The sequence below is a fragment of the Bradyrhizobium sp. AZCC 1693 genome (genome assembly GCF_036924745.1).
Taxonomy (GTDB): Bacteria; Pseudomonadota; Alphaproteobacteria; order Rhizobiales; family Xanthobacteraceae; genus Bradyrhizobium.
Genome location: NZ_JAZHSD010000001.1, coordinates 4,902,724 through 4,923,056, shown reverse-complemented (window position 1 = coordinate 4,923,056; position 20,333 = coordinate 4,902,724). Strand labels below are relative to the sequence as shown.

The 20,333-nt window shown below is 62.0% G+C and carries 20 protein-coding genes; 7 read left to right on the top strand and 13 right to left on the bottom strand.

Annotated features, from left to right (window positions below):
* The first annotated feature begins 220 nt into the window (after positions 1 to 220).
* Positions 221 to 1,954, top strand: coding sequence for a TIR domain-containing protein (locus V1293_RS23495; RefSeq protein ID WP_334512604.1), 1,734 nt, complete (start codon positions 221 to 223; stop codon positions 1,952 to 1,954).
* 30 nt (positions 1,955 to 1,984) lie between these two features.
* Here V1293_RS23495 and V1293_RS23490 read toward each other — a convergent pair whose 3' ends face one another.
* On the bottom strand, positions 1,985 to 3,676 hold the full coding sequence (locus tag V1293_RS23490; protein WP_334512602.1) for a sensor domain-containing diguanylate cyclase: 1,692 nt from the start codon (positions 3,674 to 3,676) through the stop codon (positions 1,985 to 1,987).
* 118 nt (positions 3,677 to 3,794) lie between these two features.
* Between V1293_RS23490 and V1293_RS23485 the strand changes: the two genes are divergently transcribed.
* Entirely contained in the window at positions 3,795 to 4,472 is a 678-nt protein-coding gene (locus V1293_RS23485) for a YggS family pyridoxal phosphate-dependent enzyme (RefSeq protein WP_334512600.1), read from the top strand.
* 135 nt (positions 4,473 to 4,607) lie between these two features.
* Here the strand turns inward: V1293_RS23485 and V1293_RS23480 are convergent, their stop codons facing one another.
* Positions 4,608 to 5,393 (bottom strand): 2-keto-4-pentenoate hydratase, encoded by a 786-nt coding sequence (locus V1293_RS23480; RefSeq protein ID WP_334512597.1) that lies wholly within the window; start codon positions 5,391 to 5,393, stop codon positions 4,608 to 4,610.
* Between the two features lie 15 nt (positions 5,394 to 5,408).
* On the bottom strand, positions 5,409 to 5,978 hold the full coding sequence (locus V1293_RS23475) for a L,D-transpeptidase family protein (RefSeq protein ID WP_334512595.1): 570 nt from the start codon (positions 5,976 to 5,978) through the stop codon (positions 5,409 to 5,411).
* Between the two features lie 271 nt (positions 5,979 to 6,249).
* On the opposite strand from V1293_RS23475, the gene V1293_RS23470 reads away from it, so the two are divergent.
* Together V1293_RS23470 and V1293_RS23465 are read left to right on the top strand one after the other, a co-directional pair.
* Positions 6,250 to 6,936 carry a response regulator transcription factor gene (locus V1293_RS23470; RefSeq protein WP_028348340.1) on the top strand — a complete coding sequence of 229 codons (687 nt, stop codon included), beginning with the start codon at positions 6,250 to 6,252 and terminating at the stop codon, positions 6,934 to 6,936.
* 51 nt (positions 6,937 to 6,987) lie between these two features.
* Positions 6,988 to 7,428: a cyclic nucleotide-binding domain-containing protein gene (locus V1293_RS23465; RefSeq protein ID WP_334512592.1), complete on the top strand. Its 441-nt coding sequence runs from the start codon at positions 6,988 to 6,990 to the stop codon at positions 7,426 to 7,428.
* Between the two features lie 3 nt (positions 7,429 to 7,431).
* On the opposite strand, the gene V1293_RS23460 is transcribed toward V1293_RS23465, so the two are convergent.
* The 4 genes from V1293_RS23460 to V1293_RS23445 form a co-directional block, all read right to left on the bottom strand.
* Positions 7,432 to 8,247, bottom strand: a complete 816-nt coding sequence (locus V1293_RS23460) for an exodeoxyribonuclease III (protein WP_334512590.1) — start codon at positions 8,245 to 8,247, stop codon at positions 7,432 to 7,434.
* A 139-nt stretch (positions 8,248 to 8,386) separates the two neighbouring features.
* The gene (locus V1293_RS23455; protein ID WP_334512588.1) at positions 8,387 to 9,193 is read right to left on the bottom strand and encodes an outer membrane lipoprotein carrier protein LolA; all 807 of its coding nucleotides are present in this window, start codon (positions 9,191 to 9,193) and stop codon (positions 8,387 to 8,389) included.
* A gap of 125 nt (positions 9,194 to 9,318) precedes the next feature.
* Positions 9,319 to 11,760, bottom strand: a complete 2,442-nt coding sequence (locus V1293_RS23450) for a DNA translocase FtsK (RefSeq protein ID WP_334512586.1) — start codon at positions 11,758 to 11,760, stop codon at positions 9,319 to 9,321.
* A gap of 12 nt (positions 11,761 to 11,772) precedes the next feature.
* The gene (locus tag V1293_RS23445; RefSeq protein ID WP_334512584.1) at positions 11,773 to 12,999 is read right to left on the bottom strand and encodes an aminotransferase class I/II-fold pyridoxal phosphate-dependent enzyme; all 1,227 of its coding nucleotides are present in this window, start codon (positions 12,997 to 12,999) and stop codon (positions 11,773 to 11,775) included.
* A gap of 172 nt (positions 13,000 to 13,171) precedes the next feature.
* Here V1293_RS23445 and V1293_RS23440 point away from each other — a divergent pair, with 172 nt between their 5' ends.
* Both V1293_RS23440 and V1293_RS23435 read left to right on the top strand, forming a co-directional pair.
* The gene (locus V1293_RS23440; RefSeq protein WP_334512582.1) at positions 13,172 to 13,402 is read left to right on the top strand and encodes an AbrB/MazE/SpoVT family DNA-binding domain-containing protein; all 231 of its coding nucleotides are present in this window, start codon (positions 13,172 to 13,174) and stop codon (positions 13,400 to 13,402) included.
* Positions 13,403 to 13,405: 3 nt separating this feature from the next.
* Positions 13,406 to 13,822, top strand: coding sequence for a type II toxin-antitoxin system VapC family toxin (locus tag V1293_RS23435; RefSeq protein ID WP_334512580.1), 417 nt, complete (start codon positions 13,406 to 13,408; stop codon positions 13,820 to 13,822).
* Positions 13,823 to 13,828: 6 nt separating this feature from the next.
* On the opposite strand, the gene V1293_RS23430 is transcribed toward V1293_RS23435, so the two are convergent.
* The 5 genes from V1293_RS23430 to V1293_RS23410 all read right to left on the bottom strand — a co-directional run bounded on the left by V1293_RS23430 (position 13,829) and on the right by V1293_RS23410 (position 18,328).
* Positions 13,829 to 14,236, bottom strand: a complete 408-nt coding sequence (locus tag V1293_RS23430) for a GFA family protein (RefSeq protein WP_334512577.1) — start codon at positions 14,234 to 14,236, stop codon at positions 13,829 to 13,831.
* A gap of 219 nt (positions 14,237 to 14,455) precedes the next feature.
* On the bottom strand, positions 14,456 to 15,904 hold the full coding sequence (locus tag V1293_RS23425; protein ID WP_334512574.1) for an ammonium transporter: 1,449 nt from the start codon (positions 15,902 to 15,904) through the stop codon (positions 14,456 to 14,458).
* Positions 15,905 to 15,942: 38 nt separating this feature from the next.
* Positions 15,943 to 16,281, bottom strand: coding sequence for a P-II family nitrogen regulator (locus V1293_RS23420; RefSeq protein ID WP_008142813.1), 339 nt, complete (start codon positions 16,279 to 16,281; stop codon positions 15,943 to 15,945).
* A gap of 308 nt (positions 16,282 to 16,589) precedes the next feature.
* On the bottom strand, positions 16,590 to 17,897 hold the full coding sequence (locus V1293_RS23415) for an ammonium transporter (RefSeq protein ID WP_334512572.1): 1,308 nt from the start codon (positions 17,895 to 17,897) through the stop codon (positions 16,590 to 16,592).
* 92 nt (positions 17,898 to 17,989) lie between these two features.
* A complete protein-coding gene (locus V1293_RS23410; RefSeq protein WP_108520132.1) occupies positions 17,990 to 18,328 on the bottom strand; it encodes a P-II family nitrogen regulator in 339 nt (112 codons plus the stop codon).
* Positions 18,329 to 18,572: 244 nt separating this feature from the next.
* On the opposite strand from V1293_RS23410, the gene V1293_RS23405 reads away from it, so the two are divergent.
* Positions 18,573 to 19,460, top strand: coding sequence for a DUF4339 domain-containing protein (locus V1293_RS23405; RefSeq protein WP_334512571.1), 888 nt, complete (start codon positions 18,573 to 18,575; stop codon positions 19,458 to 19,460).
* A gap of 3 nt (positions 19,461 to 19,463) precedes the next feature.
* Here the strand turns inward: V1293_RS23405 and tesB are convergent, their stop codons facing one another.
* A complete protein-coding gene (tesB, locus tag V1293_RS23400) occupies positions 19,464 to 20,324 on the bottom strand; it encodes an acyl-CoA thioesterase II (protein ID WP_108520136.1) in 861 nt (286 codons plus the stop codon).
* Positions 20,325 to 20,333: the final 9 nt, after the last annotated feature.

The following is a 20,333-nucleotide window of genomic DNA, read 5'->3' as shown; positions in this document are numbered from 1 at the left end:
TTCATCCTCCAGCTTGGCAAAGTCGTGCTCGAGAATGGTATTTAAACCGCGATGTTGGTGAGCGCCCCCGCGCGCGTTCTAGCCCATGGATGCGGGCCGCCATTGCAGGACGTTTGCGTGATCCCGCTGATGTCGTCCGTCGGGCTTGTCGTGGTCGCCCGTCTTGCCACCGCCGCGCCCCAGACCTAAGGTTGCAACCGGGGGAGGCGACGACAGTCCGATGCCCGCCAAAATATTCGTCAGCTATAGCCACCGGGAAACAAACTGGCGTCGGAAATTCCAGGCCGCCATGGGGGGTGGTGTTTACGAGCAAGCATTTGAACTCTGGTCCGACGATGAGATCGAGACGAGTCAGGATTGGAAAAAGAAGATTCGTGGCGCGATTGCCAGTTCGCGCATAGCGCTGCTTCTTGTCGGTAAGGGATTTCTGAGTTCGACGTTTATCATCAAGAAGGAACTGCCCCAAATTCTCGGCTATCAGAAAGCCGGCCGCGTCAAAATTTTTTGGGTGCCGATCGACGAGGTCACAGACACTATTCAGAAGGCGACCGGGCTCGACAATATCCAGGCGGCATGGCCACCCAGCCAGCCGCTGTCAACGCTAAGCAAGAAAAAACTCGATGATGCGCTGATCCACATCGCATCCAATTTGATGAATGCCATCGCATTGAGTGCCATCGGATTGGACGACACTACCGATGATATCCGGCCTCAAGTCGCCGAAATGATTCCCTCGGATGTCGTGCTTGGCGAATCGTTCGCAATCGGCGATTACTCGATGTTCTATCGGGCCAAACAGTCTGATATCGACGTCGCTATCAAAGTCCTGATCCCGACGCCGAGCAGGGGGTGGCTCAACACCGATTTCGTCAAACGTGCGAACATCGTCAAGAATATCAGCAACTCGACAGCGATCGAGATCAGGCAAGTTATACCAGATGCGCGCTTGTCTTGCGTCGTGATGGATTATCTCAATGTGCCAACGCTGCAATCAAGGCTCGAAAAGGAAGGCAAGCTTCCCGGCGAGCTTGTCGCAAGCGCAATTGGGCAGCTTGTTCGTGTCGCGGCGGATTTGCATCGAATGGAGGGGCAGCCGCTGATTGGCCCGGTCCGGCCATCGCACGTTCATTATGACGCGACGAGAGACAAGGCCTATATCTCGCTGCTACCGATCGCCAACGAAACTCTTGAGTCCTGTCGCGACCTTCCTACCCGCCTGCAGGACTCTCGCACGCTTTCCTATCTCAGCCCCGAGCGATATTACGGAAAACCAATAGGCGCGAAAACGGATCAATATCATCTCGCGCTGCTGGCTCTGGAGCTGTTGCAAGGAAAACCACCGGTATCGATCGCAGCCTTTGCAGATCTGCAAAAGAAGGCTGACTTCTTCAAATCGCCGAGATCATACTTCGATGATGGACTTCGGCTGAACCAGCCGGCGCTTTCGTTCATTCTTGCGAAGATGCTTGAACTCGAAGGCGGTGACCGCTGGGAGCCGATGGGCGATCTTGTCAGTGCGCTCCAGGATGTTGCGAAGGGTAAAATCCCCATACCCGTAAAACAATATGCAGACACACAGTACAACACGGAGCTTCGCAAGAATGCGGATTTCTTTCGCTCGTTCTACCGAATCCTGTTTGAAAAATCGGATGAAATCCGCGGCCTGTTCCAGCAAGGCTCCAGCGTCGACGAGCAGTCGCGGAAGCTAAACAGGGCGATGGGCAGTATCCTCAACTTCACGCGGGATTTGCGCACCACAAGTCTTGGCGACCAGGTTGATCGTCATCGCAGCATGGGGATCAAGACCGAGCATTTCGGGTTGTTCCGTGATGCGTTCATCGATGCACTCAGTGAAGCACGAATCGTCGATGGCTACTCGCAAGACGCATGGCGTGCAATTCTCGACCCAGCCCTCAATTACATGAGGGATGAGATCGATCGCGCGCCCGCTTGACGATCGGAAGCGGGACTCTGGGACAAGCGCTCACCCCGCCATCGCCATGCCCGCCTCGTCGACCAGCTTGGCAAAGCCATGCTCAACCACGGTGTTGCGGCCGCGGTGTTTGGCGGCGTAGAGGGCGGCATCCGCGGCTTCGATCAGGTCGCCGGGGGTCTGCGCATCGCTCGGAAGCGTCGCGGCTACGCCGACGCTGACGGTGACGGTGCGGTGGCTGGAGGTGATGTGCGGCAGGCCGAGGTCTTGCACGGTCGCGCGCACCGTTTCGCCGATCTCGAGCGCTCGCTGCGGGCTCGTGTTCGGCAGCAGCAGGCAGAATTCCTCGCCGCCATAGCGGCCGGCAAAGCCCATTGTGTCGCCGGCGATGCCGGCCAGCGCTTCACCGAGCCGGGTGAGGCAGGCATCGCCCTCGGGGTGGCCATAGGTGTCATTGTAAAGCTTGAAGTGATCGACATCGATCATCAACAGCGACAGCTCGCAATGATACTGCTGCGCCTTCAACCATTCGAAATCGAGCCGGCTCTGGAAGCCGCGGCGATTGGCCAGGCCCGACAGCATGTCGATCGAGGCCATCACGGTGAGCCGGTCGTTGGTCGCGACCAACTCGCGCTCGCGCTGGCTGAGTTGCGCCGCCATCGCGTTGAAGGCGCGGGCCAGCGGCATGAATTCCAACGGCAGCCGGCTGCGCGAAACGCGGGCCGACCAGTCGCCTTCGCCGAACCGCCTGGCCATGCCGGTCATGACTTCGATCGGATTGATGATGAGCTTCTCTGCCCCGATCAGCGCGCCGAGCAGCACGAACAGGCAGACGAATCCCAATTGAAGATAAGCGGTGCGGATCTCGCGGTTGATCGCGGCCGTCACCTTGGCTTCGTCGACGCTGACGATCAGGCGCGATTGCGTCCCGGGAATGCGCGCGAAACTGATGGCGCGCCTGGAGCCGTCGTTGGCGGTAAAGGAAAGCGATCCGGTATCGGAGTTGGCGCTGAGCGCCTTGTAGGTGATCGCCGACAGCAGCGGCACGTTGTCGAGCGGCCGGCCGATCATGCTGGCCTGGTCCGGTGGCGCCGCCAGCACGATGCCGGTGCTATCGATCAGCAGCGATGAAATGCCCGGCCGTCCGCCGAGGTTGGCCATGATCTTGGACAGCCAGTCGAGATTGATGCCGGCGACCGCGACCGAATCTTCGTCCGGGTTGATCGCGGAGACCGGATAGGCCGCCATCATGATCGGCCGGTTGTTGGTCTTGCCGAACAGGTAGTCGCTGAAGACGAAATCGCGGGTTTCCTGCGCCTTCCTGAAATAGTCGCGATCGCCGATGTTAAGGCCGACCTGAATGTTCAGGGTGGAACACTGGACCACGCCTTCCTTGCTCACGAGCATGATGCTGCGGATCCAGGGCAGGTTGGCGGGCAGGCTGGCGCGCAAAATTTCGCAACTGCGCCCGATGCCGCTGGAGGCGCGGATATAGGCGGCCGATTTCAGCATCGTCTCGACGGAGGAGATCACCTCGCGCTGGGTCTCGGCGCTGTGGTGGGTGATGTTGGCGTATTCTTCTGACGCCATCGCGATCTGCCTGGCGCGGGTGTCTTCGAGCGAGCGGACGCGCTCCAGCATCAAGGGCGCCACCAGCATCACGGCCAGCATCGCAAGCCGCGCCCGGATTCCCAGAAGCTTCTTGAGTTTGACCCGATTGCGGTTGAAAGTAACGCCAGACATCCTGCCCCCCAACATCGGAGGGTAGAGCGAAGGTTTCAAAAAGCCTTTCCCGAACTTGGTAAAATTCGAGGAAATGCCGTAAAATTTCCGGCCGAAATCAGGACATGACGCGAGAGAGATGGCGACGCCGCTAACCAAGTCTTTACCAAACGGTCTGGCCCAGGTGGAGCAGGAGATCGCGCGCGCGTGCAAGGAAGCGCGCCGCGAGCGCGCGTCGGTGACGCTGATCGCGGTGTCGAAGACGTTCGACGCCGCGGCCATTTCGCCTGTCATCGATGCCGGGCAGCGCGTGTTCGGCGAAAATCGCGTGCAGGAAGCCAAAGCGAAATGGCCGGCATTGGTGTCGGCTTGTCCCGGAATTGCGTTGCATCTGATCGGGCCGTTGCAATCCAACAAGGCAAGGGAGGCGGTGGCGCTGTTCGACGCCATCCATTCGGTCGACCGTCCGAGCATTTGCGAAGCGTTAGCCAAGGAAATCAATTCGCAGAACAAGCGGCCGGAATTGTTCATTCAGGTGAACACTGGTGAAGAGCCGCAGAAGGCCGGCGTCGCGCCGGGCGAGGCGGATGCCTTCATCGCGAACTGTCGCGACAAATACGGCCTGGTCATTTCCGGTTTGATGTGCATCCCGCCGGTCGACGAGGCGCCGGCGCCGCATTTCGCATTGACGGCCAAGATCGCCGCGCGCAACGGGCTGAAAAATCTGTCGATGGGCATGAGCGCCGATTTCGCGGTAGCGATCCAACTCGGCGCGACGCATGTGCGCGTGGGTTCGGCGATTTTTGGGACGCGGTAAGATTGTCGTCCCTGCGAACGCAGGGACCCATAACCACCAATGTTTGTTGTCTGAGGACGTCTGGCCGCGTGCCATTCAGTGCCGCCGCGGAGTATGGGTCCCTGCGTTCGCAGGGACGACATTGAGTTGACGCGTCTACTTGAACCCCACCGACACCTTTCCGAGCGCGCCGAAATCGACGGCGCAAAAATCACCCGATTGAATCGGCAGCGGCGGGTGGCAGGTGCCTGTGGTAACGATCCGGCCAGCCTTCAACGTCACGCCTAGCTGGCGCAGTTCGTTGGCAAGCCATGTCAGCGCCACTCGCGGATCGCCCAATACATTCCTGCCGTGACCGATAAATTGCCGGCCGCGCAAACTGACAGCGGGTCTTTCCTCCACCAGGTCCAGCGAGCGCCAGTCTGCACTCGTAGGCGATCCCAGCACGAACAGATGCGCGCAGGCGTTGTCGGCAATGATCTGCGCGGCGCCAGCGCTGACGAAATCGGCAAACCGCGAATCCGGAATCTCGATGGCCGGATGCAGCGTATCGACCGCATCGAGCACCTGCCGCACGGTATAGGGCGTGGTACGCGCCGGCAGATCCACGCGCATGCGAAAGGCGAATTCAGGTTCTGCGACGCGCATTTCGTTGCCCGCCATTGAAGCCGTCCCGCCGTCGGGAATTACGGTCTCGGCCAGGATGCGCCCGGCCATCGGGCCGTCGACGTTGATGTGCTTTTGTCCGGCCTCGCTGGTCGCGGCGATCTTCCAGCCGAACAGACTATCGGACGAATATTTTTCGATTCCCGCCTGGATCGCGTAGGCCTCGAGGCGGTCATGCGGCCGCAGCTCTTCGTCAAGGCCGGAAAATTTGGTGCCGGCCCGCCAGTGGTCGTGCAGCGTCTTTGACGCGGCCGCTATTGCGTTCTTGTCGAGCATTGTTCTGCCTCCCCATCAGCCGATCACGATCTTCGTCTGCGGGCCCATTCGCCGCAACAGCCGCAGCATGGCGGATTTTGTCATCGAAACGCATCCGGCCGTCGGCGAGAAATTGGGGCGCGCCAGATGCAGGAACACGGCGCTGCCGCGGCCGGCTACCCGTGGGCCGGCGTTGTGATCGATTTCGACGATGAAATCGTAGAGGTGGTCTTCGCGCGTGAGCCGGTCGCCGGCCTGATCCCGGACCAGGCGAATGGGCTGATTGTAACGGCGGTCCCGCGGGTCCTCGCACCATGCGTCTTCGGGCCGGATCGGCCGGACCGGGAGATAGGTCCGCGGTCGAGGATGGCGGTCGGCGCGCCACCACAATTGCAGCGGATGGTACGTGCCCCTGGGAGTGCCGCCATCGCCCTCCCGCTTGTTGGCGAGGATACCGCCGCGGCCAAGTGCCACCGGCACGGTCCAGCCGTCCGCTGTCAGCCAGCCCCGGCGGGGGTCGCCAGCAGCCCTGTGGACCCGGATTGCCGCCAGCGGCCGATCACGCGCGGTTGTCTGATAAGTGATTGAAATGGTGTTGCTTTCCATGCCAATGCCCGAATCTTGGGATTGCCTGCCCGGCCGCATTTGTTCTATTTGACGCCATTACAGGACATTCATCCAAACGGGCCTCAAATTTGGGATAGACTGCGGTTCGGCTTGTGAATCTGTAACAATTTCTTACCTCAATGCGAATCAGTACCCTGATGACCCGGCTTGCTTGTGAAGTTTGCCTGCGAATCAGGTTGTCACCGACCAAGACCCGGCTTGAGACGCTCCCACTTGTGTCCGCCGCCTGCCCTCAAGAGGATCGTATCCTATGCCCAATGCCCGCAAGATCCTGATCGTGGATGACGACACCGATCTGCGCGACACACTGGTCGAGCAACTATCGCTGCACGAGGAATTCGAAGCTTCCGCAGTCGATACCGGCGCCAAGGGCGCCAGCGCCGCCAAAGCCAACTCCCCCGATCTGGTGCTGATGGATGTCGGCTTGCCGGATACCGACGGAAGGGAAGTCGTGCGCAGCCTCCGCAAGGGCGGCTTCAAGGCGCCGATCATCATGTTGACCGGCCACGACACCGATTCAGACACCATCTTGGGGCTCGAATCCGGCGCCAATGATTACGTCGCAAAGCCGTTCCGGTTTGCCGTCCTGCTCGCCCGGATCAGGGCGCAGCTCCGCCAGCACGAGGCCAGCGAGGACGCGGTGTTTTCCGTCGGTCCCTACAGCTTCCGGCCCGGCTCCAAGATGCTGACCGCCGCCAATGCCAGAAAAGTGCGGCTGACCGAGAAGGAAACCGCGATCCTGCGTTTCCTGTATCGCGCCGGCCAGTTGCCGGTGTCGCGCGAGACGTTGCTGCAGGAAGTCTGGGGCTACAATTCGGGCGTCACGACGCACACGCTGGAAACCCATATCTACCGTCTCAGGCAGAAGATCGAGAAGGATGCGGCCAATCCTGAAATCCTGGTGACGGAAGCCGGTGGCTACAAGCTGGTGCCGTGATACGATTCGCAGCCACGATCCGTAATTTTCGCGCATCCCAGTCACGGGTCCATGTCGATCGAAGATGATGTAGCCCTGCTCGAGCGGGTCCCGACATTACGCCTGTTGGGAACGGCGGCTCTGCGCATGCTGGCGATCGGCTCGGAGCAGCGCAATTTCTCGCCCGGCGATTATCTGTTCAACGCCGGCGACGAGGCGGATGCCGGCTATATCGTTCAGCGCGGTTCGTTTCGCGTCGAGGACGGCGGCGCCGAAGTCGTCGCGGGCCCCGGCTCCCTGATCGGCGAATTGGCGCTGATCGTCGCGATGAAGCGGCCGTCGAGCGCAGTCGCGCTTGATCATTCCTCCGTCATCCGGGTCGCGCGCAGCCTGTTTCAACGCGTGCTCGAAAGCGACCCCGGCGCGGCGCGCCGCCTGCGCGACGAACTCGCCACCCGCACCAGCCAGCTCGCCAGCGATATTTTGATGGCGGGCGCCAAGCTGAGCATCTGATCGCTACGCTTCCAGCGTCACCGTTACCGGCACGTGGTCGGACGGGCGCTCCCAGCCGCGGGCGTCGCGGGTGATCTTGAAATCGCTAACACCATCTTTCAACGCGCGCGAAACCCAGATGTGGTCGAGTCGCCGGCCACGGTCGCCCACCGTCCAGTCGGCGGCGCGGTAGCTCCACCACGTATAGACCTTTTCCGAAAGCGGGATCCGCTCGCGCGCGACGTCGAACCATTCGCCATGGGCCTGCGCCGCCAAGAGCTTCTCGCATTCGATCGGCGTGTGCGAGACGACCTTCAAAAGCTGCTTGTGCGACCACACGTCATTCTCATGCGGCGCGACGTTGAGGTCGCCGACCAGGATATGCCGGTCGTCGCCGCGCGGATGCAGCGGTTCGCACGCCTTCATCTCGTCGAGAAATTTCAGCTTGTGATCGAACTTCGGATTGAGCGCGGGATCGGGAATGTCGCCGCCGGCCGGTACGTAGAAATTATGCAGCACCAGCGGCTTTGCGAGCTGCGCCTTCTCGCCGAACGCCACCGAGATGTGACGCGAATCGATCTTGTCGCAGAAGGTTCTGATATCGGTGGCCTCGAACGGCAGTTTCGAGATGATGGCGACGCCGTGATAGCCCTTCTGCCCGTTCAGCGCGACATGCTCATAGCCGAGACGCTTGAATCGCTTCAGCGGGAAAGCGTCGTCGATGCATTTGGTTTCTTGCAGGCACAGCACGTCCGGCCGCGCCGATTTGAGGAACTTGGCGACGATGTCGATGCGAAGGCGCACCGAATTGATATTCCACGTTGTCAGGGAAAACCGCATGAGGGCCGTGTCTTACCACGGTTCCCGGCACGGATTTCCGCCTCTCCACAGAAAGAATGGCGAAGGCGCGCGGTTCAGAGCTTTTTGTTTTGACGCGTTTTCTTCACGCGAACCGGGACCCACTTCGCTCGAAAACGCTCTAATTCGCAGGGGTCATGTAGTTGGTGAAGTCGATCTTGAAGAGGCCGGGGTCGACCTTCTTTGTCGAGTCCAGATTGTAGACCGCAATCGTGGTGTCGTATCCCTGCGGGTCGGTCACCGTCCATTGCTTGAGCTGGCCATCCTTGGTGCCGACCATCAGCATCAGCCGGCTGGTGCCGATCAGGGCCTGCTTCTCCTCGATGGTGACGCTGATGTAGATGTCATCGGCCGTGACGTTGACGACATTGGTGTCCTTCAACAGATCGATCCGGTCCGACAGCAGGAAGCGCAGCGGCGTTTGCGACAGCGGATAGATGTCCTGGGTCGCAAGCTTCGTATCCCGTACCGCCAGCGACGAGCCGTCGGCGATGATCGCGATCGGACTGGGCGCATCGTACTCGAAACGCACCTTGCCCGGCTTCTGGATGTAGAAATCGCCCTTGGTCTTGCTGCCGTCAGGGCCGACCTGGACGAAATTTCCGACCAGCGTCTGCAGCGAGGACAGATAGGAACTGACCCGGGCAGCCTGCGCCTTCTGGTTGGCGTCGAAGGTTGCAAAAATATTGGCCGGGACGTTGCGGTTCGGGTTGGGAATCACCGGGTTGGGCGGCGTCTGGGTGGCGCCGGTGGTCGTCGGTCCCTTCTCCTGCGCGCTCATCTGCACGCTGCCGTCGCGGCCTTTGGGCGCGGGCTTCGGAACCGGCACGGTCTGCGAGAGCGCCGGCGTCGCGAAGCCTGCGATGGATGTGGCGATCAAAAGGGCCAGTCCGGAGCGCAGCCCGCGATGGGTGGGTTGTTGTGTCATCAGATATTTCGGATCTCTATTCAACGAGGCATCCCGCTACCGCCCATTTTATCGTGCTTTCGACCAAAGGAGATATCGTTTTTCCGTGAAAATCGTTGCGCCGAATCCACGTTCGGCGCCTGTATCTAGAATCCGCCCTCTTCCTCCGCGACCAGAATTTCGCGCTTGCCGGCGTGATTCGCCTGCCCGACGATGCCTTCGAGTTCCATCCGCTCCATCAACGATGCGGCGCGGTTATAGCCGATTTGCAGCCGGCGTTGAATGTAGGAGGTCGAGGCCTTGCGGTCGCGCTTGACGATCGCAACCGCCTGCGAGAACAGGTCGCCGCCGCCATCGCCGCCCATGCCCGTGGAATCGAACACCGCGCCGTCCTCGTCGGTCGGCTCTTCCGCGGTGACCGCTTCCAGATATTCCGGCGCACCCTGCGTCTTGAGGTGACGCACCACCTTCTCGACTTCTTCGTCGGAGACGAACGGACCATGCACGCGGCTGATGCGTCCGCCGCCGGCCATATAGAGCATGTCGCCCTGGCCGAGCAGTTGCTCGGCGCCCATTTCGCCGAGGATGGTGCGGCTGTCGATTTTCGAGGTGACCTGAAACGAGATACGGGTCGGGAAGTTCGCCTTGATGGTGCCGGTGATGACGTCGACCGACGGACGTTGGGTTGCGAGGATCACGTGCAGGCCGGCGGCACGCGCCATCTGTGCCAGACGCTGCACCGCGCCTTCGATGTCCTTGCCGGCCACCATCATCAGGTCAGCCATTTCGTCGACGATGATTACGATATAGGGCAATGGTTCGAGATCGAGCTTTTCTTCCTCGTAGATCGCCTTGCCGCTTTCCTTGTCGAAGCCGGTATGCACCGTGCGCGTCAACTCCTCGCCCTTGCCCTTGGCTTCGACGAGGCGCTGGTTGTAGCCGTCGATGTTGCGCACACCGAGCTTGGCCATTTTCTTGTAGCGCTCTTCCATCTCGCGCACGGCCCATTTCAGCGCCACCACCGCCTTTTTCGGGTCGGTCACAACAGGCGTCAGCAGATGCGGGATGCCGTCATAGACGGAGAGTTCGAGCATTTTGGGATCGACCATGATCAATCGGCACTGATCCGGCCGCAAGCGGTAGACCAGGCTCAGAATCATGGTGTTGATCGCGACCGATTTGCCGGAGCCGGTGGTGCCGGCGATCAGCATATGCGGCGTGCGCGCCAGATCGATGATGATGGATTCGCCGCCGATATTCTTGCCGAGGCAGAGCGGCAGCTTCGCGTGCGACTCGTCCTTCGTGGTCAGCAATTCGCGCAGGTAAACCTTTTCGCGATGCGCATTCGGCAGTTCGATGCCGATGGCGTTGCGGCCGGCCACCACGGCGACGCGCGCCGAAAGCGCGCTCATCGAGCGGGCGATATCGTCGGCAAGGCCGATCACGCGCGAGGATTTGATGCCGGGCGCCGGTTCGAGTTCGTAGAGCGTCACGACCGGGCCGGGATTGGCCTTGACGATCTCGCCGCGGACGCCGAAATCGCCGAGCACGCCTTCCAGCGCGCGTGAATTGGCCTCCAGTTCGGCCTTGCTGAGCGGCTGCCGGTCCGACGCCTTGGGCGCCGTCAGCACCGAGACCGATGGCAGTTCGAATTTATCGGATTTACGCGCCGCCGCGCGCGGCGCAGCCTTCTTGCGCGGAGCGCGGGCGGCCGGGACTTCCTCGTCCTCGTCTTCCTCTTCTTCCTCGTCCTCGAATTCTTCGTCCCGCGGGGCCAGTGCCGGCGCGGCGCGGCCGCGGAGGCTCGGTTCCTGACGTTCGAACGAGGCCGTGCGAGGCGGCGGCGAACTCGACACCAGCGATCGGTAGGCCGCGCTCATCAGCCAACCGAGCCGCGCCTTTGCGCTCATCAGCGCGTGATACACCCATCCGAGCGAAACCGAACTGCGATCTGCTTCTTCCTCGAAGGGCGTGTCATCGTCCTCGATCGGCGTCAGCTCTTCATCTCTCGGGCGCGAGCCCCAGCCGCTGGCAAACAGGAAGGCCGTGCACATCGCCGCGAACAGGATGATGCCGAGCACGAGACGATAGGTGAAGCCGGCCGGACCGAACACCACGGCGGGCGCGCGCACCAGTGCATCGCCGACGACGCCGCCAAGGCCGGTCGGCAGCGCCCACGCGCCGCCATGCGGCCAGCAGCTTGCAAAGCCTGCCGCGATCACGGTGCAGAGAATCCAGCATCCAAGGCGGAGCGCTTCGCGGTCGAAGGTGCGATGGGTCAGCATGCGCCAGCCCCACACCGCAACGGGGAGGATCAGCATGATCGCGCCGAGGCCGAGGATCTGCATCAGGAGATCGGCGCCGATCGCGCCGGGATAGCCAAGAACGTTGCGGATCGGACGCGATGTCGCGTGGCTCAGGCTCGGGTCCTGTACCGACCACGTCATCAAAGCCGCCGCCGCCACGCCGGATAGCGCGATCAGACAAAGGCCTGCGAGTTCGCGCAGGCGCCGCGCGAGGGCGTCGCGGATCGAGACCGGCAGATGGCCGACCAGGGGAATGACACGTTCGATCGCTGGCATGCTCATGGGGCCCTGCGATTAATCCAGAATTTCGACAAGCCGATGCAAAGCCTCGGCCGTTGATTCACTGTCGGAGACCAGCGCGAGACGGATGTAGCCTGCGCCGGGATTGAAGCCGTCGCTCTGCAGCCGCGACAGATAACTTCCGGGGATCACGCGGACCCCCGCATCGCGATAAAGTTTCACCGCCACAGCCTCGTCGCCGCCGAGTTTCGAGACGTCGAGCCAGACGCAGAAGCCGCCGGCGGGCCGGACATAGCCGTAGCGGCTGCCGAGAATCTGGTCGGCGAGGTCGAACTTGATGCGGTAAAGCCTGCGGTTCTCTTCGACGTGCGCTTCGTCGCTATAGGCAGCGACCGCAACGTGCTGCAGCGGCACCGGCACCTGGGGTGCCGCGACATTGCGCAATTCGTGAAAGGCCGCGAGAAACTTTCGGTCCCCGGCGGCAAAGCCGACCCGCATGCCGGGCAGGTTCGAGCGCTTCGACAGCGACTGGAACGCTACGACGTTGGTGAAGTCGGGACCGGCGCATTCCAGCGCGCTGCCCGGCGCCTGCCTGGTGTAGATTTCCGAATAGCACTCGTCGCTCAGGATCATGAAGCCGTGCCGGTCGGCGAGCTTCTTCAAGCGGATGAAGTAGTCGCGCGAGGCGACGGCGCCTTGCGGGTTGGCGGGCGAGGCGATGAACATCGCCACGGTTCGGGCCAGCGTTGCGTCATCGAGCGCATCGAGATCCGGCAAAAATCCGTTGGCGAGCGTGGTCGGCAGGTAGATCAGTTCGCAACCGGCGGCGCGGGCGCCCGCGCCATAGGCGGGATAAAACGGGTTGGGCATCAGGATCGCGGGCCTGCCCTTGCGCGGACCAACATAACGGGCGGCGGTGATCGCCGCGAAAAACAGCCCCTCGCGGCTGCCGTTCAGCACCAGGATTTCGCTCTCGGGATCGACCGGGCGGGGGAGCTGGAACCGGGTGGAAAGCCAGTTCGCGGCCGCCCGCCGGAACGGCTCGATGCCCTTGGCGAGGGGATAGCGGCCGAATTCGGCGATGTGCTTCGCGAGGACCGGTCCGACAAAGCCAGGCACCGGATGCTGCGGCTCACCTAATGAAAGCGTAATCAACGGCTTAGCGGGTTGATACGGCGCCAACAATTCGGTCGTCCGCAGAAAGGGCGAGCGCTCGGCCTGACCGGCAGGGGTTGCACTGCCAGCGCCCTGCGCCACGCCGGAAGAGGCGGTCATTGCCATGTCTGATACGCCAGCACTTTCAAAAGCGGCCGAGGGACTAAACCTCCGACCGGAAACACATCAAACCACCATAGATACGGCGAGGTTAAGACGCGATTAACCATCGGCTGGTCTGGACAATTTGCGAGGTATTACCATATTCTAAGCTGGTATTACTGCTGTGAGGCCTGCCATGGCAACGACGGTTACGAGCAAGGGTCAGGTGACGATCCCTAAGCCGGTTCGTGATCGCCTGGGGATCGTGCCCGGAAGCCGGGTTGAATTCCGGCTTGCGACCGACGGGAGTATCGTGATCGAGAAGGCCGACGGCACGAGGGAACCAAGCCGCTTTGCCAAGCTGGTCGGTATCGCCGGCCCAGGTCTCTCCACGGACGAAATCATGGCGATCACGCGCGGGGATTAGTCCGTGACGCTGGTGGATTCGAACGTCCTGCTGGATATTTTCGGGCAGACTCCAGGATGGTGGGAGTGGTCGCTTGCGCAGCTCGAGAACGCGGCTGCCCGCGGTCCGTTGCTGATCAATGACGTTATCTTTGCGGAAACGTCGATTCGCTTTCCAATGATTGAAGATTTCGAAGCCGCTTTGGCGAAGGCCGGCATCGCCGTTGCGCCGATACCGCGGATGGCGCTGTTCCTGGCCGGCAAGGCGTCGGTTCAGTACCGCAACGCGGGTGGCACCCGCAGCGGTGTGCTGCCGGACTTCTTTATTGGCGCGCATGCAGTCGTCGAACAGCTACCCCTCCTGACGCGCGATATGCGGCGTTATCGAACTTACTTTCCGGCCGTCAGGTTGATCGCGCCGGAAAGCGAGACAGGCTTGTAGCGCAGGCTACCGCGCCGGCAGCCGCTCAAAGCTCGGCAGGCCCTCCGGGATATGGTGGTACGGCTGCTTGTCGACGGTGTAGATCGCCATCTGCGGTTCGCCGAACAGGGTGGGATCGTCGAGCGTGCCGACCTTGATCACGATCGCCGGCATCCCCGGCGGTCGCGTGACGACATGGGTGCCGCATTCGGGGCAGAATTCCCGCGTCATGGGTCGTTCGAGGTCGCTGCGTTTGAACTGCTTGGGTGCTTGCCCGGTGTATTTGAAGCCGGCGGCCGGCATCAGCAGAAAGACGTTGGCGGAGCCGCCGGTGATGTACTGGCATTCCCGGCAGTGGCACTGCGCCTTCATCATCGGCTCGCCTCCCGCCTCATAGCGCACCTTGCCGCAATAGCATCCGCCTTCGAGTTTCATGACGTCCTCCCGGTTCTATTGACCGCCATTTCGGCGGCTCGCGCCGGATTTGGCAATCTTTTTCCTGGGACGGGCGAGCAAAAAAGAAAGGGGCTCCAACTTGCGCTGGAGCCCCTCAACGGTCAGGGCATTGCCGGGTATGTGCCCGAACCGGAGTTGTGGGTGCGACCCCGGGACAACGACTACGTTGTCCCTTGGGGGACCGCATCCCGTGAGAACTTACATGTTGTAGGCGCGCTCGGTGTGCTCGGTGACGTCGAGGCCTTCACGCTCGGTTTCGACGTTGACGCGCAGACCGACGATCACGTCGACCACCTTGTAGAGGATCGCCGAACCGACGCCCGACCACACCAGCGTGGTGCAGACGCCCCACGCTTGCGAGACCATCTGCGCCGCGAAGTCGTAGTCGGCGACCTTCGGCGGAATGGCGGTGTAGTCGATGATACCAGCACCACCGAGCGCCGGATTCACCAGGATGCCGGTGCCGAGCGCGCCGATGATACCGCCGACGCAGTGGACGCCGAACACGTCGAGCGAATCGTCATAGCCGAGCGAGTTCTTCACCACGGTGCAGAAGAACAGGCAGACCACACCGACCACGAGGCCGAGCACGATCGCGCCCATCGGGCCGGCATAGCCGGCTGCCGGCGTGACCGCCACGAGGCCCGCCACCGCACCCGACAACGCGCCGAGCACGGAAGGATGACCCTTGACGATCCATTCCGCGAACATCCAGGCCATCGCCGCCGCTGCGGTCGCAACGAAGGAGTTGGTCATGGCGAGCGCGGCGCCGCCGGAGGCTTCCAGGTTCGATCCGGCATTGAAGCCGAACCAGCCGACCCAGAGCAGCGAAGCGCCGATCATGGTCATGGTCAGCGAGTGCGGGGCCATCAGCTCCTTGCCGTAGCCAACGCGCTTGCCGATCAGGAGCGCACCGACGAGACCGGCGATACCGGCGTTGATGTGCACCACGGTGCCGCCGGCGAAGTCGATCGCACCCTTCTTGAAGATCCAGCCGGCGTCGGCGTTGATCTCATCGAGCTTGGCCTGCGCCGCGGTCTTGGCGGCACCGTCAGCAGCCGCGGCGAGCGCCTTGGCGGCATCCTGGATCATGTCCGGACCGGGCCAGTACCAGACCATGTGTGCGATCGGGAAGTAGATCAGCGTGACCCAGAGCGGGATGAACAGCGCGATCGCCGAGAACTTCATGCGTTCGGCGAAGGCGCCGACGATGAGGGCGGGGGTGATTGCCGCAAAGGTCATCTGGAAGCAGACATAGACCAGTTCCGAGATGTTGGCGTCCACCGAGAAGGTCGCTGCCTTCGAATCGGTGGTGATGCCCATCATGAAGGCCTTGGAGAAGCCGCCGATGAAGTCGGAACCGCCGGTGAAGGCGAGGCTGTAGCCGTAGAGCGCCCAGAGCAGGGTGACGATGCAGACGGTGTAGAAAACCTGCATCAGGACCGAGAGCATGTTCTTGGAACGGACGAGACCGCCATAGAACAGCGCCAGGCCGGGGATGGTCATCAACAGCACCAGCACTGTCGAAGTCAGCATCCAGGCGTTGTCGCCCTTGTTGACGGTTGGTTCGGCGTAGGCCGCGGTCGCGGCGAACAGGCCGACTGCGAGGGCCGTCAGTCCCGCGCTATAGGGACGTTTAAACGTCATTTGGTTTTACTCCTGAGTGGTAAGGTTTGAGCGCGAAATCAGAGGGCCGCGGCATCCGCCTCACCGGTGCGGATGCGAACCGCATGGTCGAGGTTGATGACGAAGATCTTGCCGTCGCCGATCTGGCCGGTCTTGGCGGCTGACGTGATGGCGTCGATGGTCTTGTCGACCTGATCGGAGGCAACAGCGACCTCGATCTTGATCTTGGGCAGGAAGCTCACGGCGTATTCGGCGCCGCGGTAAATTTCAGTGTGGCCCTTCTGCCGGCCGTAGCCTTTGACTTCCGTCACCGTGAGGCCGTGAACGCCGATGGCGGTCAGGGCGTCACGGACTTCTTCGAGCTTGAATGGCTTGATGATCGCCATAACAATTTTCATGGGTCTTGGTCCCCGCTTGGGCCCGGCTCAGAGGGACCGGGCGTTCTCGACTGAGGTTCACCACGCGGAGATGTTCACTACGCGGGCACAGCCAGCACCCATAGAATCAAATGCCGTGCCAGATCAGGACCGTTCACTAACAGATTATGAATCCGGCCCTTTTCGCCCTTTGCGGGAATTGCACGTTCCTGCGCCATTCGGTCGCGCCCAAAGCGTAGTCAGGTTTGCCCAAATCGTGGGCAGACCTGACGGGAGGAAACAATCCCTGCTCAGCGGCAGTGCAAGAAAGTGGTAACGGGGTGGGCGGCCTATTGCAGCGCTTCGCCGTGCTGCGAGATATCGAGGCCTTCCAGCTCCTGCTGCAGCGATACCCGCAGCGGCGCGAGCACGCCCACCAGCTTGAGCAGCACAAAGGTGATGCCGCCGGACCACACCAGCGTGGCGGCGATCCCATAGAGCTGGATCAGGACTTGCTGCGCATTGCCCTCGATCAGACCTGCGGTGCCGCCGATCGCGTTCACCGCAAAGACGCCGGCGAGCAATGTGCCGGTCAATCCGCCAATGCCGTGGACGCCGAACACGTCGAGCGAGTCGTCATATTTGAAGCGCTGCTTGAGCCAGGTGCAGGCCCAGAAACACAGCGTTCCCGCGACGACGCCGATGACGACGCCGTGCCACGGCGCAACGTATCCGGAAGCCGGCGTGATGGTGCCGAGACCCGCGACGGCGCCCGAAATCATGCCGAGCACCGACGGCTTGCGCCGCGTCGCCCATTCGATCGCTGCCCAGGTCAGCGCGCCGGCGCAGGCGGCCAGATGCGTCGCGGTGATCGCCATCACCGCGCGCGAATTCGCGGCCAGCGCCGACCCGCCATTGAAGCCGAACCAGCCGACCCACAACAATCCGGTGCCGATCACGGCGAGCGACAGGTCGAACGGCGCGAGGTTCTCGCTGCCATAGCCCTGACGCCGGCCCATCACCATCGCCGCAACCAGTCCGCCGATGCCGGCGGAAAGATGCACGACGAGGCCGCCGGCGAAATCCAGCACGCCCCTGGTGGCAAGGAATCCGCCGCCCCACACCCAGTGCGCAAGCGGCACATAGACGAATGTGAACCAGCCGACGGAAAACAGCAGATAGGCCGAGAACCGCATCCGGTCCGCCACCGCGCCTGCCACCAGCGCCACCGTGATGATCGCAAACGTCATCTGGTACAGCATGAACAGCGCTTCCGGTATCGTCTTGGCCGCCGGGTTGACGCTCTCCATTGTCATTCCGATCAGGAACCAACGGTCGAGCGTGCCGATCCAGGGACCGTCGCCGACGAAGGCCAGCGAATAGCCGAACGCCACCCACAGAATCGAGATGATCGCAACGGCAGCGAGGCTCTGTGCCATGGTCGCCAGCACGTTCTTCTTGCGCACCATGCCGGAATAGAACAGCGCCAGGCCCGGTATCGTCATCATCAGGACCAGCGCGGTGGCGACGATTATCCATGCAGTGTCGGCGGCATTGATGGTGGACGTCTCGGCGGCCAGGGCCGGCGTCGCGAGCGAACTCGCCGCAAGCGTGATGAGCGCAGCATTCCCCGCTGCACGATACGATGGTGCCCCCATGGAATTCCCCCGGCCTGTTGTCGTGTCGTTGTCGTTTCTTGGCTTCTCGCGTTCGGCGTCGTTGCCGCCGCGCGTTGAATTTTCGCGATGCCTCAAAGCGCGTCGCTATCGGTCTCGCCGGTGCGGATTCTCAGCGCGTGGTCGATCGGCGTGACGAATATCTTGCCGTCGCCGATCTGCCCGGTACGCGCGTTCGCGGTGATGACCTCGACCGCCTTCTCGGCGACGTCGGAGGCGACCGCGATTTCGATTCGGAGCTTGGGCAGGAAGTTCACGACATATTCGGCGCCGCGATAGATTTCGGTGTGGCCCTTTTGGCGGCCGTAGCCCTTGACCTCAGTCACCGTCATGCCGTGGACGCCGATGGCCGTCAGCGCCTGACGCACCTCGTCAAGCTTGAAGGGTTTGATGATCGCGACGACGAGTTTCATGGTCAGGCCTTCATTTCGCTGGATATTTCTTGAGCACCGGGCGGACTGACCGCCGACGGCGCCGCCACTGCAAATCTGGCATCTTTCTAGGCAAATGGCACAAAAAAGTTGCAAGTAGAAGCGGAAAACATTTCGAGCTGGTGACGTCGATCACTGTACAGGCGGCAGGATCGTCCGCCAAAATGTGGTTTCACCGCCAGCCACTCCGCCGGCTCCCCCATTTCCACGGCTCAAGGGAATAATAATGTCGAACCGATCGTGGTTTTATGCATCCAGCGGCCAGCAACAGGGCCCTTATCCGGAGGCGCAGCTCCGCGACCTTATTACCCGGGGCATGGTTGGCGCGGACACATTGGTCTGGACCGAGGGGATGTCGGGCTGGCAGCGGGCCGGCGACATTCCCGGCCTGATCCCCGGCGGATCAGGCCCGCCCTCCATGCCGCACCCCGGCGGCCAGCCGCCAATGGCCGGGAGCTATAGCGGAGGTCCGCTGTCGATCGACTTCGGGATCCTGGAATTTACGTGGCGTACCCTGGCGCTCGTGGTCGGTCTGATCTTCATCATCCCGGCACCATGGGTTCTGATCTGGTACATCAAGTGGATCGTCCCGTGCGTGGGCGTGCCGGGACGGCCGAACCTCAGCTTCGAGGGCGAGGCGATGACGATCGTTCCCTGGTTTTTTGGCTTCGTCGTTCTCATGATTGGCGTTGGCTTTATCGGCAGCCAGTTGCTCAGCAATCTGATGATCCTCGTTCTGATGGCCCTGCACTGGTTGTTTCTCAAATGGTTCATCGCGAATCTCGCGTCCAACGGGCAGCCACTCGAACTCGGCTTCTCCGGCCCGGTCTGGGCTTACGTCGGTTGGGCCATTCTTGCGGCTATCGCCATCATCACCATCGTCGGCTGGGCCTGGGTTTACGTGGCCTGGATGCGGTGGGTTTGCCGGAACATCCAGGGCACGCGGCGCGAAGTCCTCTTCATCGGCAGCGGCCTGGAGTTCCTGTGGCGTACGATCGTGGCTGCAATCGCCAGCGCCTTCATCATCCCGATACCGTGGGTGTATCGATGGATGTGGCAGTGGCTGGCGTCGCAGACCGTTTTGGCCGAGCGAGGCGCATCGGCCAACGGCTAAAGCTCACTTGCGCTGGCGCACCGAGCCCTCCTGGGCGACCGACGCCACCAGCGTGCCGTCGGGCTTGAAGATCAGGCCGCGGGTCAATCCGCGGCCGTCTTGCGCGCTCGGGGAGTCCTGCGCGTAGAGTAGCCATTCATCGGCGCGGAACGGCCGGTGAAACCACATCGCGTGGTCGAGGCTCGCCGGCATCATCCGCTTGTCGAACAGGGTGCGGCCGTAGCGCGCCATCACCGCATCGAGCAGCGAGAAATCCGACGCATACGCCAGCGCGCACAAATGCAGCGCGGGATCGTCGGGCAACTTGGCCGCGGTGCGAATCCAGACATGGATGCGCCCGTCGTCGATCTTCTGGCCGAAATAGCGGCCGAGCTCGACCGGGCGCAGCTCGATCGGCCGGTCGGATTCGTAATAGCGGCGGATGAATTCCGGCATCTCCTTGAACATCGGCTGCTTCGACACTTCTTCCGCCGTGAGTTTTTCCGGCGGCGGAACATCCGGCATCTTTTCCTGATGGTTGAACGCGCCTTCCTCTTCCGCATGGAACGACACCATGATCGAGAAGATCGCGTTGCCATGCTGGATCGCGGTGACGCGACGGGTCGAATAGCTCTTGCCGTCGCGCAGGCGTTCGACCTGGTAGATGATCGGGATCTGCGGATCGCCGGGCAGGATGAAATAGCAATGGATTGAATGCGGCAGGCGGCCCTCGACGGTGCGGCAAGCCGCCACCATCGCCTGTCCGATCACCTGGCCGCCGAATACCCGTTGCCAGCTCGTCTTTGGGCTGTTGCCTCTAAACAGGTTCACCTCGAGCTGTTCGAGATCGAGGATCGAAATCAGGTCAATGAGGCCTTTGGACATGGCGTGCTT

Bases quoted from the DNA above. Each gene is read 5' to 3' on its own strand.
- V1293_RS23405 (WP_334512571.1), top strand. From the start codon at position 18,573: ATGTCGAACCGATCGTGGTTTTATGCATCCAGCGGCCAGCAACAGGGC.
- V1293_RS23480 (WP_334512597.1), bottom strand. From the start codon at position 5,393: ATGCTCGACAAGAACGCAATAGCGGCCGCGTCAAAGACGCTGCACGAC.
- V1293_RS23445 (WP_334512584.1), bottom strand. From the start codon at position 12,999: ATGGCAATGACCGCCTCTTCCGGCGTGGCGCAGGGCGCTGGCAGTGCA.
- V1293_RS23440 (WP_334512582.1), top strand. From the start codon at position 13,172: ATGGCAACGACGGTTACGAGCAAGGGTCAGGTGACGATCCCTAAGCCG.
- tesB (WP_108520136.1), bottom strand. From the start codon at position 20,324: ATGTCCAAAGGCCTCATTGACCTGATTTCGATCCTCGATCTCGAACAG.
- V1293_RS23410 (WP_108520132.1), bottom strand. From the start codon at position 18,328: ATGAAACTCGTCGTCGCGATCATCAAACCCTTCAAGCTTGACGAGGTG.
- V1293_RS23455 (WP_334512588.1), bottom strand. From the start codon at position 9,193: ATGACACAACAACCCACCCATCGCGGGCTGCGCTCCGGACTGGCCCTT.
- V1293_RS23475 (WP_334512595.1), bottom strand. From the start codon at position 5,978: ATGGAAAGCAACACCATTTCAATCACTTATCAGACAACCGCGCGTGAT.
- V1293_RS23470 (WP_028348340.1), top strand. From the start codon at position 6,250: ATGCCCAATGCCCGCAAGATCCTGATCGTGGATGACGACACCGATCTG.
- V1293_RS23450 (WP_334512586.1), bottom strand. From the start codon at position 11,760: ATGAGCATGCCAGCGATCGAACGTGTCATTCCCCTGGTCGGCCATCTG.
- V1293_RS23430 (WP_334512577.1), bottom strand. From the start codon at position 14,236: ATGAAACTCGAAGGCGGATGCTATTGCGGCAAGGTGCGCTATGAGGCG.
- V1293_RS23465 (WP_334512592.1), top strand. From the start codon at position 6,988: ATGTCGATCGAAGATGATGTAGCCCTGCTCGAGCGGGTCCCGACATTA.
- V1293_RS23460 (WP_334512590.1), bottom strand. From the start codon at position 8,247: ATGCGGTTTTCCCTGACAACGTGGAATATCAATTCGGTGCGCCTTCGC.
- V1293_RS23495 (WP_334512604.1), top strand. From the start codon at position 221: ATGCCCGCCAAAATATTCGTCAGCTATAGCCACCGGGAAACAAACTGG.
- V1293_RS23420 (WP_008142813.1), bottom strand. From the start codon at position 16,281: ATGAAAATTGTTATGGCGATCATCAAGCCATTCAAGCTCGAAGAAGTC.
- V1293_RS23485 (WP_334512600.1), top strand. From the start codon at position 3,795: ATGGCGACGCCGCTAACCAAGTCTTTACCAAACGGTCTGGCCCAGGTG.
- V1293_RS23490 (WP_334512602.1), bottom strand. From the start codon at position 3,676: ATGTCTGGCGTTACTTTCAACCGCAATCGGGTCAAACTCAAGAAGCTT.
- V1293_RS23425 (WP_334512574.1), bottom strand. From the start codon at position 15,904: ATGACGTTTAAACGTCCCTATAGCGCGGGACTGACGGCCCTCGCAGTC.
- V1293_RS23415 (WP_334512572.1), bottom strand. From the start codon at position 17,897: ATGGGGGCACCATCGTATCGTGCAGCGGGGAATGCTGCGCTCATCACG.